General features: G+C 40.2%; 13 protein-coding genes and 1 riboswitch. Of the genes, 4 read left to right on the top strand and 9 right to left on the bottom strand.

All coding sequences use genetic code 11. From position 1 onward, the window contains the following. Nucleotides 1-40: 40 nt before the first annotated feature. Together CWB78_RS08725 and CWB78_RS08720 are read right to left on the bottom strand one after the other, a co-directional pair. Nucleotides 41-3,193, bottom strand: a complete 3,153-nt coding sequence (locus CWB78_RS08725) for an efflux RND transporter permease subunit (protein WP_138595118.1) — start codon at nt 3,191-3,193, stop codon at nt 41-43. Between the two features lie 3 nt (nt 3,194-3,196). Then, nucleotides 3,197-4,369 carry an efflux RND transporter periplasmic adaptor subunit gene (locus CWB78_RS08720; RefSeq protein ID WP_138595116.1) on the bottom strand — a complete coding sequence of 391 codons (1,173 nt, stop codon included), beginning with the start codon at nt 4,367-4,369 and terminating at the stop codon, nt 3,197-3,199. A gap of 171 nt (nt 4,370-4,540) precedes the next feature. Between CWB78_RS08720 and CWB78_RS08715 the strand changes: the two genes are divergently transcribed. After that, nucleotides 4,541-4,804, top strand: a complete 264-nt coding sequence (locus tag CWB78_RS08715; RefSeq protein WP_041708812.1) for a YkgJ family cysteine cluster protein — start codon at nt 4,541-4,543, stop codon at nt 4,802-4,804. 527 nt (nt 4,805-5,331) lie between these two features. Here CWB78_RS08715 and CWB78_RS08710 read toward each other — a convergent pair. Continuing rightward, complete coding sequence (locus tag CWB78_RS08710) at nt 5,332-7,185, bottom strand: TonB-dependent receptor plug domain-containing protein (RefSeq protein WP_138595114.1); 1,854 nt, start codon at nt 7,183-7,185, stop codon at nt 5,332-5,334. Nucleotides 7,186-7,387: 202 nt separating this feature from the next. Between CWB78_RS08710 and CWB78_RS08705 the strand changes: the two genes are divergently transcribed. Beyond that, complete coding sequence (locus CWB78_RS08705) at nt 7,388-7,891, top strand: peptide-methionine (S)-S-oxide reductase (protein ID WP_138595112.1); 504 nt, start codon at nt 7,388-7,390, stop codon at nt 7,889-7,891. A 401-nt stretch (nt 7,892-8,292) separates the two neighbouring features. On the opposite strand, the gene CWB78_RS08700 is transcribed toward CWB78_RS08705, so the two are convergent. The 5 genes from CWB78_RS08700 to CWB78_RS08680 all read right to left on the bottom strand — a co-directional run bounded on the left by CWB78_RS08700 (nt 8,293) and on the right by CWB78_RS08680 (nt 14,061). Beyond that, nucleotides 8,293-8,589 (bottom strand): hypothetical protein, encoded by a 297-nt coding sequence (locus CWB78_RS08700; RefSeq protein WP_138595110.1) that lies wholly within the window; start codon nt 8,587-8,589, stop codon nt 8,293-8,295. Nucleotides 8,590-8,789: 200 nt separating this feature from the next. Then, the gene (locus CWB78_RS08695; RefSeq protein ID WP_138595108.1) at nt 8,790-9,341 is read right to left on the bottom strand and encodes a DUF4136 domain-containing protein; all 552 of its coding nucleotides are present in this window, start codon (nt 9,339-9,341) and stop codon (nt 8,790-8,792) included. A 105-nt stretch (nt 9,342-9,446) separates the two neighbouring features. Then, the gene (locus CWB78_RS08690; protein ID WP_138595106.1) at nt 9,447-12,239 is read right to left on the bottom strand and encodes an Mks condensin complex protein MksF; all 2,793 of its coding nucleotides are present in this window, start codon (nt 12,237-12,239) and stop codon (nt 9,447-9,449) included. Further along, on the bottom strand, nt 12,236-12,784 hold the full coding sequence (locus CWB78_RS08685) for a condensin complex protein MksE (protein ID WP_138595104.1): 549 nt from the start codon (nt 12,782-12,784) through the stop codon (nt 12,236-12,238). Before CWB78_RS08685 ends, CWB78_RS08690 begins: the two co-directional genes overlap by 4 nt. A gap of 5 nt (nt 12,785-12,789) precedes the next feature. Continuing rightward, nucleotides 12,790-14,061 carry an MksB family condensin complex protein gene (locus CWB78_RS08680; RefSeq protein ID WP_138595102.1) on the bottom strand — a complete coding sequence of 424 codons (1,272 nt, stop codon included), beginning with the start codon at nt 14,059-14,061 and terminating at the stop codon, nt 12,790-12,792. 196 nt (nt 14,062-14,257) lie between these two features. Between CWB78_RS08680 and nhaD the strand changes: the two genes are divergently transcribed. Together nhaD and lysC are read left to right on the top strand one after the other, a co-directional pair. Then, a complete protein-coding gene (nhaD, locus tag CWB78_RS08675) occupies nt 14,258-15,505 on the top strand; it encodes a sodium:proton antiporter NhaD (protein ID WP_055012618.1) in 1,248 nt (415 codons plus the stop codon). A gap of 98 nt (nt 15,506-15,603) precedes the next feature. Next, a riboswitch (Lysine riboswitch) is annotated at nt 15,604-15,776 on the top strand. A gap of 75 nt (nt 15,777-15,851) precedes the next feature. Next, entirely contained in the window at nt 15,852-17,243 is a 1,392-nt protein-coding gene (lysC, locus tag CWB78_RS08670; RefSeq protein ID WP_171040326.1) for a lysine-sensitive aspartokinase 3, read from the top strand. Here lysC and CWB78_RS08665 read toward each other — a convergent pair. Beyond that, nucleotides 17,217-17,975, bottom strand: coding sequence for a 4'-phosphopantetheinyl transferase family protein (locus CWB78_RS08665; protein WP_138595098.1), 759 nt, complete (start codon nt 17,973-17,975; stop codon nt 17,217-17,219). The genes lysC and CWB78_RS08665 overlap by 27 nt on opposite strands. Nucleotides 17,976-18,028 lie beyond the last annotated feature (53 nt).

Below are 18,028 nucleotides of genomic sequence, written 5' to 3'. Positions count from 1 at the left end.
CATAATTATGCCGAGCTTTTTTGGTTGGGATTTTACTGAATTAACTATTGGTCGTTGCTGGTTGGCCATCGACGATAGGGTCTTTGCCGCGCCACTTGCGGATCAGACGTTTTGTATCCTCAAGCGCAACGTACTGACACGGTATAAGAATAAGCGTTATTACTGTAGCAAACAGCACACCAAAGGCGAGTGATACGGCCATAGGTATTACAATTTTTGCTTGTAAACTGGTTTCCATAATAATGGGCATTACGCCAATAAAAGTAGTGACTGAGGTTAGTAATATGGCTCTAAAGCGACGCGCTCCGGCTTGCATTACCGCTTCTTTTATTGCCACACCTTCTGCACGGGCTTTGTTTACAAAATCCACCATAACAAGTGAATCATTAACCACTATACCGGCAACAGCTATAATGCCGAACATTGATAGCCCGCTCATGGTCATACCTAAAGCCATATGACCGAACATAGCACCCACAACACCAAATGGGATCACCGACATAATGATCAGTGGCTGAGAATATGAGCGAAGTGGAATGGCCAGTAGCGCAAAAATAATCATTAATGAGATTGCAAAATCACGTAGTTGTTCATTAGCACTCTCCATCTCTTCTTGAATACGCCCTGCAACATTACTTTTTACTCCAGGGTAGTTTTTAAGCAGTGCTGGTAAGTAAACATCACGAATTTCTTGTGCAATGGCAAATGGCTCTACTTCGTCACTATTGACCGCAGCCCACACATTAACAGTACGATTTGAGTTTTCACGTCTGATACTGCTTACGCCGTCTACCAGCTTGACTATAGCTATTTCACTTAAAGAAACTTCAGCGCCCGCAGGGGTGATAATACGCGTATCTTGGATGTTGCTTATTGAGTTGCGCTCGCTTTGCGGGTAGCGAATCATTACTTTGATTTCTTCACCTTCACGTAAAATACGCTGTGCTTCAAGGCCGTAATAACTAAAACTAACTTGAGAGGCCACATCAGCTAGGGTTAAGCCCATACTGTAAGCAAGTGGTTTTAAATCAAGTTGTACTTCGTCGGTGGCGCTTTGTAGTGAGTCATTTACATCACCCACGCCTTCCATACTTTGTAACTTAGCTTTTAGTTTGCTAGATACTTCTTTTAGCTCGTCGGCATTTTTTCCTTCGAGTCTAAAGCTAACGTCGCCATCATCACGACCACCGCCAAAAATACTATCTTGAATAGTGAGTGTTTTAAGCCCCGGTAGCGGCGGCATTTTTTCACGCCACATAGTGCTTAGCTCAAAGGTATCGATTGGGCGTAAGTGAGGCTCTACTAAAATGGCCATAATACTCGCATTAGTACGACCACGCAGACTAACAGACAAATCACGGATCATAGATTGGCCATACTGCTGCTCTAGTTCTTTGTCGACGCTCAGTAATACATTTTCTATTTTACGCGCTGTTTCAAGCGTGGCTTGCTCAGAAGAGGCAAGGTTCATTTCTAGCGATATACGCGGAAAATCATGCGGAATTTTAGGGTTTGGTACAAATTTAACCATTCCACCGGCAAAGAGTCCTGCACTGACAATTAAAATACATAAAAAGCCAATAATCACGGTATAGCGATAATGGATACAACGACCGATAAATGGAGTGTAATAATGTTCAACAAAATGCTTTAAGCCACTATCAACTGCATTACGTAATTTATGTAATGGGTTTTTAGGATTAGGCTTACGCGGGTTCATTGCTGCGATGTGTGCAGGTAAAATTAGTTTTGATTCAATCAGTGAAAAAATTAAGCATAAAATAATTACTACACCAATTGCTTTCGAAAACGCAGCGCTCGGCCCTGAAGCCATTGCTTGAGGTAAAAATGCAGCAATAGTGGTAAGTACACCAAAGGTTGCTGGCATGGCTACACGTTTTACACCACGAATAACGTTGTTAAGTGAGTGCCCATGTTTTTCAATTTCAGCACTGGCCGACTCACCTACAACAATGGCATCATCAACCACAATCCCCAAAACAATAATAAAGGCAAACAAAGACACCATATTAATAGTAATGTCTAAAAAGCCGATAGGCATAAATAAGAATGCCCCTAAGAAAGACACTGGTAGGCCCATCATTACCCAAAACGCTAATCTAAGAGGTAAAAACAGCGCTAATACCAGCATAACTAAAATACCGCCCCACACCATGTTATCGACCATCATGTCGAGGCGACCTTCAAGGTAGTATGTTAAATCAACGATGGGTGATAACTTAACGCCTGCAGGAAGTTGATCGGCTTTGTCAGCTAGGTACTTTTTAAGGACTTTAGCAACAACGGTAATGTCTTGATCTTTTGAGGCATCAATTTCAAACGACAGTGAATTTTTGCCATTGTATTTAGAATAAAGTAAGCCTTCTTCAAAGCCATCATTAATGGTGGCTACATCGCCTAATTTAATTTGAGCACCGTCTGGTAATGTAATTAGCGGTAACTTTTCAAATTCACCGCCACGATAGGCTTGCTTTTCGACACGCATCGAAATGTAGCCAGTATCAGAGCGAATTTGCCCCGCCGACATATTAGTTGAAAAGCTTTGCACCGCATTAGAAACATCTCTAAACGTGAGTCCGTATTCGCGAAGTTTATCAGGGCTAATTTCAATACCAATTTCGTAGTCTAAGCCACTGTAAAAATCAACTAGGTTTACATGAGGAAGGTTTTGTAATTCATCTTTAATATCATTACCAAGTTCTTTTAACTGGTAATAACTCATATCACCATAAAGCGCGAGTATCATTACTTCTTGTTGAAATTTTTCACGCTGAACAACAGGGCGTTCCATACCCGCAGGAAACGTATTAATTGAATCTACTTGCGCTTTTATTTCATCTAGCGCTTCTTTGGCGTCATATTTTTCTTCAATCTCAACCCAGGCTTGTGCATAGCCTCGATTAGAGTAAGTGATTAGACGCTTTATACCTTCGGTTCCTTCAAGGTTTTCTTCAATTTTTATAGTAATGCCTTCTTCCACTTCTTGTGGTGCGGCACCAGGGTAAACAGCTTGAATACTTACCCAGTTACTCTCAAATTGAGGGAATGCTTGCTTACGAATTGTCAGCGCGGTTAATAACCCACCAATCAAGATAAAAATCATGATTAGGTTAGCTGCAACGGGGTTACGCGCAAACCACGCAATTAACCCTTTTTCATCAGTTGTGGTCATTGCTTACTCTCCTTTTAATGCAAGTTGAGTAACGTCTGGTTTGGTCACAGTGTCTTCAATTTTTACTGCCATTCCTTCGCTAGGGTATTCAAGAGCAGAAGTTATCAGTTGTTCTCCCTCTGCTAAGCCTTGATTAGCGATGACCATGCCATCTTGTTCGCGAATAATATTGAGTGTTTTAAATGACAAAGTTAAATCATCGTTTAACACTGCAATTTTATTATTTTTAACCAGATGATGAGGAACAACAATAGCGCCATTAACGGCGCGGCCTTCAATTGTAGCGTTTATGTATGAGCCAAAACGAAGTGGCTGAACCCCTTCATATGGAGTTTGAAGTTGGGCAACCAAATAGCTCATTCGACTTTTTTGATCAATCACACCTTCGCTACGTACCACTTTAGCCTGCCATGTGGTTTCTTTACCTGCATATTGCGCATTAAATTCAACTGTTGCACCTATGCCACCATTATTAAGGTATTGCAGCTCTTTATCGGCAACAGGTAAACGCACTTCGGCGACCTCAGTCGAACTAAGTGAACCAAAGCTATTACCAGGATTAACTACCGAACCTAAACTAATGCTGCGCTCGTTTATAATCGCATCGTAGGGGGCTTTAATATATGTGCGTTCTAAATTACGTTTAGCACGTTTTACACTTGCTTGTGCTGAGCGATATCGCGCCATTTTTTCAGCTAATTGCGGTTTACGTAAATACAGTGCAGAGGCGGTGATATCACTTGAGTCTGCTTTAATGCGTTCCCATTCGGCTTTAGCAACATGCGCTTGTGCGCGTTCAATTTCGAGTGCTGAGCTTGCTTGGGCAAGGCCTGCTTCTGCTTCAATTAAATCAGCTTCATAATCATTTGGATCAATTCGTGCTAAAATGTCGCCTTGCTTTACAAAGGCACCTTCAACAAATTGTCCTGCAACTGAAATAACTTGGCCACTCACCTGAGCAATCAATTCAGTGCGGTCTTTTGGTTGTACAATACCGTACGACTTTACATCGAGGGTAATTGCATCAAGGTGAACTGGTTGTGCTGCAACCAAAGGGCGCATGTCTTGGGGGGGCTTTTCTTCAGGTGGCTTTTTCATTGCAGAAAAGCCTGCTGCGAGGCCAATGCCACCAACAAGGACCACGATCGGAAGTATTATTTGTTTTTTAGTCGCCACAGGGCATTCCTTCATAAATTGTGCTGATGGACTAATGATACGCAATAAAGTGTTTACAGTGTATTTGAAGATGTAACAAGTCATTGCACAAGGCGGTTACAAATAGAACGAAACACGCTATTTATGTACAAAGCAGCAACAAAATAATTGAAATTTATTACTGAGGTTAGAATGAAAACACAATCAATGGCGTGCCGTTTAGGCTGTGGAGCATGTTGTATTGCGCCGAGTATTAGCTCGCCAATTCCAGGTATGCCAAACGGTAAAAAGGCCGGAGAACGTTGTATTCAGCTGGATGAACGAAATTTATGCAAGCTATTTGGTGATGAGTCGCGCCCAAAAGTGTGCAGTGACTTTAGTGCCACGTTAGATGTATGCGGGACAACCAATGAACAAGCATTAACGTTAATTACCGAATTAGAGCAATTAACCTAATTTATTGTATTAAATACACATATATTTACAATTAATACGCTTGAAAAGTGTTGATAACCTGAACTCCGGATAATAAATCCATCTCAAGCAGCTATTTTCAGCGCTAACTGCGTTGAATTTACTTGCAATAGGCTAGCTATTGACGCGTAATTTCGCCTTGTTTTCACTAAAAATCTCTAGCTTGAGAAAATAAACATAAATATCATTTTGATTCAATATGTTAGTAAATCTCCTAACCAGAGTTCAGGTTAGGTACTTACTTTGTGTTTCTAAAAGTAGTACTGAGAGAGTGCAATTAAGTATCCACTAAGCATTGTCGCTAGTGTTACCTCATTTACTTCTCATTCACTTCTCTTTGCTCATACTATTTCAATTATGCATGTACACAGAGGAGGGGATTCTGCGCTTTTAGAATACTTAGGGAGGGCTGCGAAATGAAGTTTCTAATTCAGCTTTCTACTGGTCTGTTTCTTATTTTAATTAAAAAACAAGCTCAGCGTGGAGTAAGCCCTCGCTGAGCGATAAAGTTACCAGCTATACGTGGCACTTAGCGTATATTGCTCGCCGCGACCAGGTGTACCTGGAATTTCTTCAAACGACTCATCCCATAAGTTATCAGCCGCAAGACTAATAAAGAAGTTAGGCACAGCTGGTGGAGTTATTTTTAACGTCAGCTGAGTAAATAACGCCTCGTCACCTGAACGGCGTAGCGCATTGTTATGCTGTTTACGCCATTCATTATCTACTCGAAATTCTAATACATTCGTCGGGTTCCAAATCGCACCGAGTGTTACACGATGATCAGGAAAGTTTAAGGCATAAAAGCTAGCATCAATATTTTCAGCGCCGTAGGTTTCTGTTTTATGTAAGTACGCATAGCTGGCAATAATTTCTGCGTTATCAAATTGCTTAGTGGCTAAAAATTCAAGGCCTGTGGTATCAATATCAACCGGCTGTGCAAATCGTGCAGAGCTTGAATCAAAGTTAAATGTCCAATCGGTTAGGTTGTTATCTTTACGGTAAAAAAGCGCGGAATTGAGTTGCCAGCTTTGTTGCTCAAGCAATAAGCCCAGCTCTAAGTTTTTGGTGGTTTCACGCTTAAGGTTAGCGTTACTTCTAAACAAACCACCTGATTCACTGCCACCAATGGCGGTGTAGCCTGCTACTTGACTTGCCTCGGCATACGATAAATACAATGTATGCTCAGTGCCATCGTTATTTTGGGTATTGAAACTAACATCCCCAATTAACGATAGCTCGGAATCATCACGACTGGTGTTATCAAACGCAGCACCTAAGCGCACGGTTAGTTGCTGGTTGCTTGCTAGTGCTGTTGTGTATTCAGGTAATACACTAAGCTTAAAGTAGTTACGTGAAGTAAAGTTATTTTCAAGGGTGGTGGAGTCAATACTGTCTTCTATATATTGCGCCGAGTAATTAACCGCAACTGACTTTGTTTGCTCATGACGACCCGAAACAGCCAATGATTTTACTTGTGTTTCATGAAATGCTTGGAACGCGCTTGGGTTTTCTCTTGAATAAATATAATGGTCGTTATGCTTGCGGTAATAAGCCGATACTTCAAATTCACTGTTGGTAGCATAGGCTTGTTTATGGTTGAGCATCCATAATTGAGTTTCTAAGTCTTCGGTTTCATTGACACCAAATGGGGTATAAAGGTTTGGCCAACCAAAAAACTTTTCTTGTAAGCCGTAAAATAAATCAGTTTGTGAATCGCTCCCAGTTAACTGCACTCTGCCAGAAGTACGGGTAAAGTCATGATCGCCAAAATCAATCGAACCATCGCTTTGTGAGTGCGAATATTCACCTTCAAAACCAATACGCCAATTAGCGTTTGCTTCAAGTGGAGTACTGACACCTGCATGAATTGTTTGTAAGTTAAAGTCATTTGAGCCTGCGCCCAAAGAGACACTGCCACCGGTTGTTATTGGTTTCCAAGCAAACGACACAGTACCTACGGAGCTATTCATGCCATAAAGTGCATTATCGGCTCCGGTTAATACGCTGGCACCCGTTAGCATTTGTGGTGCAATAGGAATTTCTGCAAAGTAGTGACCAGACTGCGGGTCGAGTAGAGTTGCACTGCCGACTCTAAAGCCGGTATTTTCAAAAATACCACCGCGTATCGTTACATCAGCTTGTGCTTCAGCCATATTGCGTGATTGCAAGTCAACACGCGGGTCGTACTCTAAATTTGAAATAGGTGAATCAAATGTACCAACGGGTAAGGTATTGGCAGTGGGTGACACTTCAATTGTTATTTGTTCTATGGTTGCTGTTTCTTTACTCTGTTCTGCATAAGCAACAGTCGACATACTGGCTAGTACAGCCGGTATAATAAGGTGCGGGGCACGATTCATATCATTATTCTCATTTTATGCAATGGCGCTAACAATTAAATACCTATCACTTTTTATCACATGATAAGGTAAGCTCACTAAGCTAGGGTGATTTTGGGCGCTATTGTACATTAATGATAAAAAACTGCATTTGATAATCAAACCTAGCGTTACAAAATAGTAACTCTGCATCCCATAAATTATTTACATTGGTCACTTTATTATGCAAACACAACAATCGAGTCATTCATTGAATCAGCACACACTTTATTTTGCTGGTGGTTGTTTATGGGGCGTGCAAGAGTTTATGAGGTATTTACCTGGAGTAGTGACTACTGAGGCGGGGCGTGCCAACGGCACGAGTAACACAACACAAGGTGAATACGATGGCTATGCCGAGTGCGTTAAAGTAACCTTTGATGCCCAAGATGTGACCTTAAATGAATTAATTGGCTATTTTTTTGAGATTATTGACCCATACAGTATCAATAAACAAGGTGACGATGTAGGCGAAAAATACCGTACCGCCATTTTTAGCCAAGAAAGTGATCATTTAAACATCGCCAGAGACTATATTAGCCAGCGTGATGATGCTGAAAAAATAGCGGTACAAGTAGCGCCACTGACTAATTATGTCCCTAGCGATCCCGACCATCAAGACCGTTTAACCAATCACCCTAATGATTATTGCCATATCCCAATTGATTTATTGCACAAGTATAAATAACAACTTCATTGGGGCGTATTTAAATAAAAAGTGCTGGTAACTAATGAAACTAATTTTTGCCTCGTTTGTACTTTTTTTTATTTTTATCAGGCTTTTTCTTTTTTCGCGGGAACATATCTCTAAAAAGATAGGGCACAGCTAAAAAGTAGATCCCAGTTCCTAAGTAAAGAAAAAGGTAAAATAGATAAGTAAATGGCGTCGCTGAAAAGAAATAAACGTCAGATTCGACCCGGTAATCTGTTGGGGTCAGAATATAGCCATCGTGTATAAATTTTATCGCAAATAAAATAGATAAAAGGCCTAAAGCCCAAAAGACTAAAGAGAATGCGATTAGGTTCAACAGCATTCTAATATTACTAATATTAGCGTGTTTTATTTTTTGCTTCTTTTTTGTTTTTTGATTATTTGACCGTTTCATGCTTACCAAAAAAAGTAATAATGATTGCCATTAGTATGCCTACCAAGCCAATGCTTGAAAAAACCAGACTGTATTCACTCTTAATATTGAAGATATTTAATAGGCTGGTTATTAACAATAAAAAAATGCCAATAATTTTTATAATCGTGAGTGTTTTATTCAAACAAAACCATGTTTGACAAGAAGGGCATTGTTTTTCAATAAAAATACTATTTTTGTTAATATTTTTTATATCTTTAGCTGCAAAATTACTTTTACAATTTGGGCACGTTTCTTTCATTTTAATCCTTTAATTTATCTCACAACTTTAAACACAACGTTTACTAAACGTCTTATTGATTAAGCTTTATCCTTGTAACATGATTACTATAGCATTGAGCTATCACCTTGTTAATGTGTAACTTATTACTTTATAGGTAAACAGTCTTTAAGCCATAAAAAAGCCCGCAAACATGCGGGCTTTTAAATATCAATTAAAGTTTATTGCTGCGCTTTAGGCGGAAAGTTACTTAAAATATTGGCAACCGTTTCCTTAATAGCGGCTTCACGTTGTGATGGGGTTTGTTTTTTCTTTAAACGACCATCTTTAGCACCACGCCAAATTAATTGGTTTGACTCACGATCAATAATATCGATAACTAACGTGCCTACTTCATATTCGCGTGCGCTTACATCGTGATTAAAGCCTGTGCCCCAGTAACCCCAACGTGCACCGTAGCCTACGTTAAAGCTGTCAACTTCAAGCTCTTTATCTACACTTGCATGGTAATTAACAAGTACATCAGCTTGCGCTACGTCAACCAATTGCATACCTAATTGCTGGCTTAGTTGGTTGTTTACCGCATTGCGAACGCGTTTTTCCATAAGCCCACTGATTTGGTAGTTATGCGTGTCTTTGGTTAGACTCGCGTTTTCTACCCAAGCAAACGTTTTGTAGTTACTAAAGTTTGCTGATTTATCGTAATCCCAATCGGGCGTTTGTGTACAGGCGGTTAGTAATGCCAGTGCTGCGACAATAAATATGTGTTTCATTCCGTTTGCTCCAATAAAGTGCGTTTGTTTAAACTACCATGGGCGAGGTTAATTTAAAATCTTTAAAATAAGTGTAACTGGCTAAGATGAATAGCCAATTAATTCTTAGTCTAGCTGAGGTGATTTATGTTCAACCTCAATCCAATCTTTTTCATCTACCCAGTTTTGTGCACCGCCTTTTACTGAACGAATTGGCACAATATAATCACAACTTATTTGCGGTTTAACCGAGGCAAATATTGGCACAAAGCCAAAGCTCAGGGCAGTTTCTATAATTGCCTTTTGGTTTTGCGGGTCGATATCAGCCGCTTCATCTATATAAATAGGTATACGGTATAAGTTTTGTTCCTGATCGCTTAATAAATAACGAATAAACAACATGCCACATAATAGCTTAATGGTGATACGCGTACCATTTGAGCCAGCCGAGTCTATCTTTTCAAAGTGCTCGGTTTCACCTGCACGGTTAACCACTTCAAAACGAATATCAAATAAATCGGTGAGGGTCAGACCTGCTTTGTCTGAGGCGAGTTTAATTAAATGATCTTTTGCCTCGTTTACCGCGCTCTCGCTATAAGGCTCTTGGCTGAGTAAATCGAGCGTATCGCCTTGTTCAAATTGGTTAGAGGTACTGATAATAGTATCAATACTATCTACCAACATTTTGCGCGGGATAATATTAATTTTAAACGCTTGCAGGTTTGAAATGCGGTGCTGGCTAATGCCTTTATTAAAGCTATTCATTTCACGGCGTAAGCGGTCTAAATCTTCGCGCAGTCCTTTAATAGTAGCGGCTACTTCGGTGAGGGCAACGCGACCTTGTCGCTCAACTGCATCGCGCTCGTTATCAATGTTATGAAACGCGCTAATAAGCTTTTGATATTTACTAAACTCATCGTTTTCGTTATCAAACTTAGTAATACCGGCATTATAAATATGCATATAGGTATTACGTACATTTATATCGAAGTTCCGTAGCTCTTGGCAGTCCTTATTAAAGTGGTGAATTAAATCGCTTAAATTATCAAAATCGATTTTTATATCAATCATATAAGGCGTTACTTTACCACTGTATAAATCTAATGTGTGGTCAATACGCTCGGTTTTAACTTGGCGTAAGCGCTCTGTTTGACGATTAATTTGTGCCTGCTTAGATTTAATTAGTGAGCGTCTATCAGCAATTGAGCCACTGTTTTTTTGAATATCTTGTAGGTAATCGTCAACTTGTTCGCGCTCGGCTAAAAGCTGCTCTTTTAGCATTGCTTGGGCGTCAACCGATTGTTGCATCACTTCAAATTGCTCTAAGCGTTTAAGTGCATTTTCTGCACTCATAAGCTCATCGTATAGCGCGTCTTTTTCTTTTTGCTTATCTGCAACATTGGCGGCCACTTCGCGTTGTTGTTTAAACTCTTTTAATGATTGCTCAAGCGCGGTTAACTGAGCGCTCAGTTGCTCTTTATTTTCGCCGCTTTGCATTTGTACTGGTGAGAGCTTTTTAAGTTTAATACTGGCACCAGGTAGGGTGAGTATACCGCCTTTAACATTTTCGCTCAGCTGTGATAAAAATTCACCAAAGGCATCTTCGTCATCAATGGTTATATCGCCATTGCTGGTGGTGGCAAAGGAGAGAAGATCGGGGTTTAATAGTCGTGATATTTCTTCTACCTCTTTCAGTGATAAGTCTTCACGCATACGGGTGAATAAATTAAATTCTAAGTTTTTAAGTTGTAACTTTAAACTTTTAATTTGTTTTTGTGTTTCACCAATACGGTAATCAAGGGTGTGCAGACTTTGCCCTTGAGCACTCGTAATAGAGTGTGACAACGACTCGTAGTCATTTTTTAACTGCGTTAGGTTGCTTTTGAGAGTGGCTTTATTAACCAGCTCAAATTCACTTTTAAGGGCGTTGAAATCTAAAAACCATTGTTCAATTTGAGTTTGCTTGCGCTCTATATCGCGCGATTGTTGCACGTATAGCCCTTGCTTTTGTTCAAACTCGTGCTTTTCGTGTTCAATGTCTTCAAGGGCGATGTTGAGCTCGCTTAGTTGCTCTTCTTGGTAAGCATCAAAGTCAATCAGTGCTTGGTCAATCTTTGGCGCATATGCTGCTAGTTTACCTTTAAGCACGGTTTGGTTTTCAAGCATAGATTCAAGAGCGGCTATGGGCTCTTGCATTGATTCTAGCGCTTTTAATTCACGCTTTGCGCGGTTTACTTTATCAAACGAACGGCGCCAAACCTCGTAAAAGTCGACCTTAGAATTTGACATATGGCGTTCAAACACACGGAGCATAAAGCGCTTAACGTCGTTTGCGCCTAACTTATGTAAATTAAGAATACGACGAAATATTTCTTTGTATATTGCAGAGTCTTGAACGTTGTTAAGGGGGATCATTTTTAAATTGATCTCACCGTCAAATTGCGTTGCTCCGCCAGTCAGTAGGGCGTTTAATTCTTGTGCTTTAAGCTCTATTGGGTTGTAACCTTGCTGCTTTAAGTGGTTAAACAGCTTGGTAAACTTAATAATGGTATTGCCTTGGGTGTACTGGGCTAAATCAAGCTTACCTTGATAGCAAAAGTATTGGTGTGCATAACCGGCAATTTTACCTAAGCCGGCTACGCCAATGACGACTGAGCCATGGGGCAAATCGGCTTGTAATAAAATGTACGATTGATCTGATGAAAAATAAAACTTACGGGTTTCATCTAAATCGTGGCCATCCCACTCGGTTAGGCGTAAATCGTTAATTAGCGGAAACTGCAGTGCATTAATTACTGAGCTTTTACCTGTGTTGTTAGGGGCACAAATCGAGCTACTTTTATCCAGTGGGATCACACATTTTGCATAGCCTGCGGTATTTAGTAGGGCGAGTTTACTCAGTCCGTATAAATTTTTCATTGCTCGTCCTCACTAATAAAGGTCTCTTCGTTTACTTCCATTAAGGCATCAATATAGCGGTGAATAGGGGCTTGCAACATAAAGCCACCTTCTACCTCGCGGGCAAGGCCTAAACGTACCATGCGTAAATACACATCTTTGCGTAAGTCAGAACCCGAGAATATCTCAAGCTGATCAAATAAATGTTTATTAAGTTGCACCAAGGTTTGCATTAGCTCTAAATCGTTTGGCTCGTCAAATAATGCGCGCATTGGGTCTTTACCTATATTGGCAAAATGCTCTATTAAAATGTAAATAGTGAGCGCTACAGCGCGGGAAATCTTACCCATGTTTGGGGTGCTTTCATCGCTGGCAAAATAATAAAAACCACGGCTATCGTGTTTTAACTCGTGGCCTAATGCTGTAAATAAGGCAGTATAAGCGTCTATTTGTTGGTCAAGCTCTTGCCACATTACGGTGTCTTGTTCGCAAATGTGGTAACCGGCGACTAATTTTTTATTAATGGCTTGTAAGTGAGAAAGCTCATCTAAGTTTATATGGGTCATGGTAATTACTCGTGCTCGGCTTTATCAGCCTGAGGCTCTGAATTAAAGGGATATAAATTAAAGTGCTGGCCTGCAATGTTAACGCGGGCTTTCTTATCGCTTTGGCTAATTTCTAGGGTGCTATCGCTTACCAACTTTTGATACAAAAACAGCATTTCATCGGCTTCAAGCTCAGGGTAGCTTTCGTCTAAAAATTGCAGCAAAGGCTGTGGTTTTTTACGCTGCTTTTTAAAGCGTTTGGTAAATTGCGCTTTTACATCGTGATAGTCAGGAATGTTTGGCGTGACAAACGCGGGCACATCATTTTGTTCTGGTAGCTGATATTCGTGGTGTTCAAACTCAGCTAAGCTTGCCATATAGGCAACAATATGACGCTGTTGACCCAATGAATACTTTTGCGCATCGCTTACAAAATGGGGTTGCACGGCGCTGAGCATATTATCCACCCCGTTTTTACGAATTAGCCCTAATACTTTTGCCGCTTGGCGGGTAATAAGGTTATTACGGCGCAGTTCTTCGCGCAGTGGCATTAGCATGTCGGCACTTTTACGTAAGCTTGTCCGGCCAACTAGGTGCATCTCGAGAATACGAGTACGTAATTGTTCAAGCATACGTTTATCACTGTACGCCTTGCCTGAGCGTTCAATATGTTCTATTTGGGTGCTAATTTGTTGCTCAATTAGAGTAAAACAGGCATGAAAGTCGCCTCTAATATCGACCATTTCTAGCATGGGTTCTATATATTCATCAAACGCTTCTATGACGGCTTTGTAGCGCTTTTGCAGCGATTGCACCGCGTTATTTGATTTGGCTTGCTCAACAATATTTAAAATAGCGTTTTCGTTATGTAAAAACAGCTTAATTATTTTACGAACCCGATCATCCATAATGCGGCTAAAGCGACGTAAATCATCAAAATCTTCCATTTCACCGGCATTAGATAGCCGGTTACCTAAGCGAGCTAAATCATCAACCAATACACTAATTTCTTGTGCTAAGCCTAAATGTTCTTCTTGAAGTAAAAAGGTAGCAAAGTCAGCAATAGCACGGTTAATTTCTAGTTGTGACGATTTAGCCAAGGGAATAATGATTTCTTGACTTAATAACCGATTGGTTTCTTTATAAATACGCTCATTATTCCACGTCGGTTGCTTTTGTTTTATGGCATTTTGTAAATCTTTAATACTAAAGTCGGCCATTTTAAAGCGTTTAAATAATAGCTCTAATACACCCCAATGCTCAGTGAGGGTATTAAGTAGCTTTTTAGCTGGGATCATAAGGCGTTACAACATCCTAGTATTCGTTATTTTATATTTCTTGAACTTATATGGTATTCGTTTTTGCGACGATTTAATAATAGTTTTTACACTCGCTTAGTGATAGTATCCGCGCCGAATATAGGCACATAGAGTGTGTACCTCTATTTTTTACATGGTTTCAATTTTTACTTAAACCCGAAGGTTGTTTAATATCATGGTTTCCTCGATTATCCTGACGCTGATAGCGATTGCATTCTTGCTTATCGTTATTGAGGATGTGATTCACGTAAACAAAGCCAAAACGACATTATTTTTTGGTACACTTTGTTGGATTATCTCCTTTATTTTTCCTCTTAATGGGCAAAGCCCTGAAACGATTCAAACCCTCCTTGACCACAATATTTTAGAAATTGCTTCCTTATGGCTGTTTTTAATGGCCGCAATGACCTTTGTTGCCTATTTAAACTCCAAAGGACTCATCGAAAATGTTGTGAACCGGATAATGCCAACCAGCATTAGTGAACGAAAGCTAATGTTTTTGGTAGGGTGTTTTGCATTTGTATTTTCATCTATCTCCGACAACGTAACAGCTACACTGATCTCCTTGGCTGTTATAATGTCATTAAAGCTTGAAGCCAAAAAACTAGTTAAGTACGCCACCTTAATTGTATTTGCAGTGAACTCAGGGGGTGTATCACTTATCACAGGTGATGTAACCACACTTATGATTTTCCTTGATGGTAAAGTAACAATTAGCAATTTATTACTGTTAATTGTGCCTGCATTATTAAGCGTATTATTACTGGCTACTTTATTATCAATTGGTATGAACAAGCAGTTAGAGTTTAAAAAGACTAAATTTAAACGCATTGAAAAAACCGACATTACTATCGCTGTTATTTTCTTCACTACCGTTATTTCTACCCTTACTTTAAGTGTTTTATATAGTGTGCCGCCGTTACTTACCTTTTTACTCGGCCTGTCTATTATGTTTTTAGTCGCGCAATTTTTAATGCGTAAAAAAGACATCAATAAAGATATGATCGACTTTATACGTGACATAGAGTACGACACCTTACTGTTTTTCGTAGGTGTGTTATTACTTGTTGGCGCATTAAAAGAAGTGGGCGTGCTAAGCCAATTTACAAACCTGTATACAGTGATGGCGCCAGAGTACGCTAACTACTTAATGGGTATTTTATCGGCCGGTGTTGATAACGTGCCACTAACGGCTGCGTTACTAAAAGCCGACATTGTAATGAGTCAACAGCATTGGTTGTCGTTTACGTATGCAACTGGTGTGGGTGGTTCAATGCTGATCATTGGTTCGGCGGCTGGTATTATTGCTATGAGTAAGGTTAAAGAACTTACTTTTGCAAGTTACCTTCGTTTGTCGTTGTATTTGTTAGTGTGTTACACCTTTGGTTATGCTGGCTCTTATTTTATGGGTAGTTTTATTTGATTTTATAATAAAACGACTTGACAGCTAGACGTCTAAACGATAACTTTCAAAGCCGCACTCTTAGTGCGGTTTTGTTTTATTAGCCACAGGTTAATAATACATTCAGAAGAGGTGCGATACTTAGGTACTTAATGTGAGGCAACGACAGCCTGCGACCATTAAGGAGGGAAGTACTCGCCGAGGAAAATAATGGGTCGTTACCATTGTTTTTCGGTTTATGGGGCTGAATCCTCAAAACTGTCACCAATTTAGGTGGAGAGCTTCTGGCAGTAGATTTTTCTTATCTTTATTTCCTGCCAAGTTCTTCTTGTTTTATTGCGGTTTGGATGCCGCGAAAGGAGACGAAATGACTACCCAATCAGTGCCACAAAGTTCACAGTGCACAAAATCAGATTACATTGTTGCCAAATTTGGTGGCACCAGCGTGGCTAATTTTGAGGCCATGAACCGTTGTAGCGAAATCATTGTAAACGATAACAGCGTTCGAATTGTTGCAGTGAGCGCCAGCGCCGGTGTAACTAATCACTTGGTGGCACTTTGTAAAGCCGATATTGATGCCGCTGAACGTCAACAGCATGTTGACGGTGTACTTGCTATTCAGCAGGCAATTTTAACTGATCTGAACCTAGATAATGATTTAGCGCTTGGTTTTAATAACACCCTCGATGACTTCCAAACACTGGCACATCAAATACTGACAACAGAGCAGCAACACGATGAGTTACTCAGCTTTGGCGAGCGTTTATCGTCGTATTTATTTACTCAAGTATTGCGCTTAAAGGGCTTAAATTCGCAGCGTTTTGATGTTCGCCAGGTGCTTAAAACCGATAGCCAATTTGGTAAAGCCACGCCTAATGTAGCCGCCACAGCGCTTGCAGCTAAAGAGCATTTAATTCCTTTACTAGAGAACAATGTAATTGTTACTCAGGGCTTTATTGGCAGCGATGAAAACAATGTAACCACCACACTAGGTCGCGGTGGCTCTGATTACAGTGCCGCCTTGTTAGCTGAAGCAATTAACGCTAAAAGTGTGCATATTTGGACCGACGTAGTGGGGATTTTTAGCACCGATCCGCGTTTGTGTGTAAAAGCCACACCTATTGCGCGTTTAAGCTTTGATGAAGCGGCAGAAATGGCCACTTTTGGCGCTAAAGTGCTGCATCCGGCTACAATTTTACCAGCCAGTCGTAGCCATATAAATGTGTTTGTTGGCTCAAGCACAGAGCCAGAGCGTGGTGGCACCTGGATTGAACGTGAAAAATCGCAGCTACCAGGTATTCGTGCGGTCACGCAACGTAAAAACCAAATATTATTAACCCTTAAAAGCCCAGAAATGCTGTTAGCGAGTGGTTTTTTAGCGCGTATTTTTACTATTTTAAGTGAATGTAATATTTCGGTAGACTTGGTTACTACCTCTGAAATTAGTGTAGCTATTACCCTTGATAATGCGCCTAATGCATCACGCCCAGAGCTAGATCAAGAGTGCTTAGATAAACTTGCTGAGTTTTGCCATGTATCGGTTGAGAACAATTTAACCCTAGTAGCACTTATTGGCTCTGAAATTGTATTGCGTCAGCACGAAATGAATTTAATGCAGGTGTTGAGCGAATTTAACATTCGTCTTATTTGCCATGGTGCGAGTAAACACAACCTGTGCTTTTTAGTTGAGCAAAATGAGTCTGATGCTGTGGTTCAAGCTATTCATAGCCGACTACTTGAAGGCGAGCTTGCTGCTTAACGCTGCAAATGAGATAAATGAGCACCGCCAGTCGGTGCTTTTTTTTGCCACAATACTTATATCAAACTGCTCGTTTACATCATTTGTTAATACAGTGCTAGTTGCACTTAATTGCCTGTTGCCAAGCTCACAAAATACATTGGGGCTTAATAGCTGGGCAATAGGGCGGCTGGTTGCTTTTGCTAATGCTTCTTTTAATGTCCAAAGTCTGAAAAATGTCGCCGCTTTAGCAGCTGTGCACGGTTGCTTAGTTATAAGTGCCACTTCTGCAGCATCATAAAAGTGCTTTGCGAGTTTTTCAAATGGCCGTTTTAAACTGATTTTTTCAATATCAAAACCAAATAGCGCATTATCAATATTTAGGGCTACGCCCACCAAACTATTAGAGTGTGACACACAGCAACTATACAGCTGGTTGTTATTTATATTTAGCTCAAGCTTACTGGTTTGTTGATTAAATTCTGAGCTGATGTTGCTCAGCGCTATATTACTGCTGCTAGGTAATACACTTTTGACTAAATATTTTAGTAACAGCCGCGTTGCTACATATTCTTGCTTTGCTTGAGGCGTTTTACGACGCGCGATGACACTTAATTCAAACGGGCTTAAAAACTGTGTAAGTGTTAGCTCATCAACCTGCAATTGGCTGGCATCAAATAATAAAATGGTGTGGTTATTATTCTCAGCAAGCGGGGTGTGTAATAACTGATTGTCGAAGTAAGCTGAACTCATTATTGCTCGTTAAAAGTGAATACCGATTACATAGTTATCGTTATAAGCTGGAT

This window comes from Pseudoalteromonas sp. S1612 (assembly GCF_005887175.1).
GTDB lineage: Bacteria > Pseudomonadota > Gammaproteobacteria > Enterobacterales > Alteromonadaceae > Pseudoalteromonas > Pseudoalteromonas undina.
Note: the sequence above shows the minus strand (reverse complement) of the source record. Positions and strands in the feature narration are given on the sequence as shown.

Bases quoted from the DNA above. Each gene is read 5' to 3' on its own strand.
- CWB78_RS08690 (WP_138595106.1), bottom strand. From the start codon at position 12,239: ATGAAAAATTTATACGGACTGAGTAAACTCGCCCTACTAAATACCGCA.
- CWB78_RS08710 (WP_138595114.1), bottom strand. From the start codon at position 7,185: ATGAATCGTGCCCCGCACCTTATTATACCGGCTGTACTAGCCAGTATG.
- CWB78_RS08695 (WP_138595108.1), bottom strand. From the start codon at position 9,341: ATGAAACACATATTTATTGTCGCAGCACTGGCATTACTAACCGCCTGT.
- nhaD (WP_055012618.1), top strand. From the start codon at position 14,258: ATGGTTTCCTCGATTATCCTGACGCTGATAGCGATTGCATTCTTGCTT.
- CWB78_RS08700 (WP_138595110.1), bottom strand. From the start codon at position 8,589: ATGAAAGAAACGTGCCCAAATTGTAAAAGTAATTTTGCAGCTAAAGAT.
- lysC (WP_171040326.1), top strand. From the start codon at position 15,852: ATGACTACCCAATCAGTGCCACAAAGTTCACAGTGCACAAAATCAGAT.
- CWB78_RS08725 (WP_138595118.1), bottom strand. From the start codon at position 3,193: ATGACCACAACTGATGAAAAAGGGTTAATTGCGTGGTTTGCGCGTAAC.
- CWB78_RS08685 (WP_138595104.1), bottom strand. From the start codon at position 12,784: ATGACCCATATAAACTTAGATGAGCTTTCTCACTTACAAGCCATTAAT.
- CWB78_RS08680 (WP_138595102.1), bottom strand. From the start codon at position 14,061: ATGATCCCAGCTAAAAAGCTACTTAATACCCTCACTGAGCATTGGGGT.
- CWB78_RS08665 (WP_138595098.1), bottom strand. From the start codon at position 17,975: ATGAGTTCAGCTTACTTCGACAATCAGTTATTACACACCCCGCTTGCT.
- CWB78_RS08705 (WP_138595112.1), top strand. From the start codon at position 7,388: ATGCAAACACAACAATCGAGTCATTCATTGAATCAGCACACACTTTAT.
- CWB78_RS08715 (WP_041708812.1), top strand. From the start codon at position 4,541: ATGAAAACACAATCAATGGCGTGCCGTTTAGGCTGTGGAGCATGTTGT.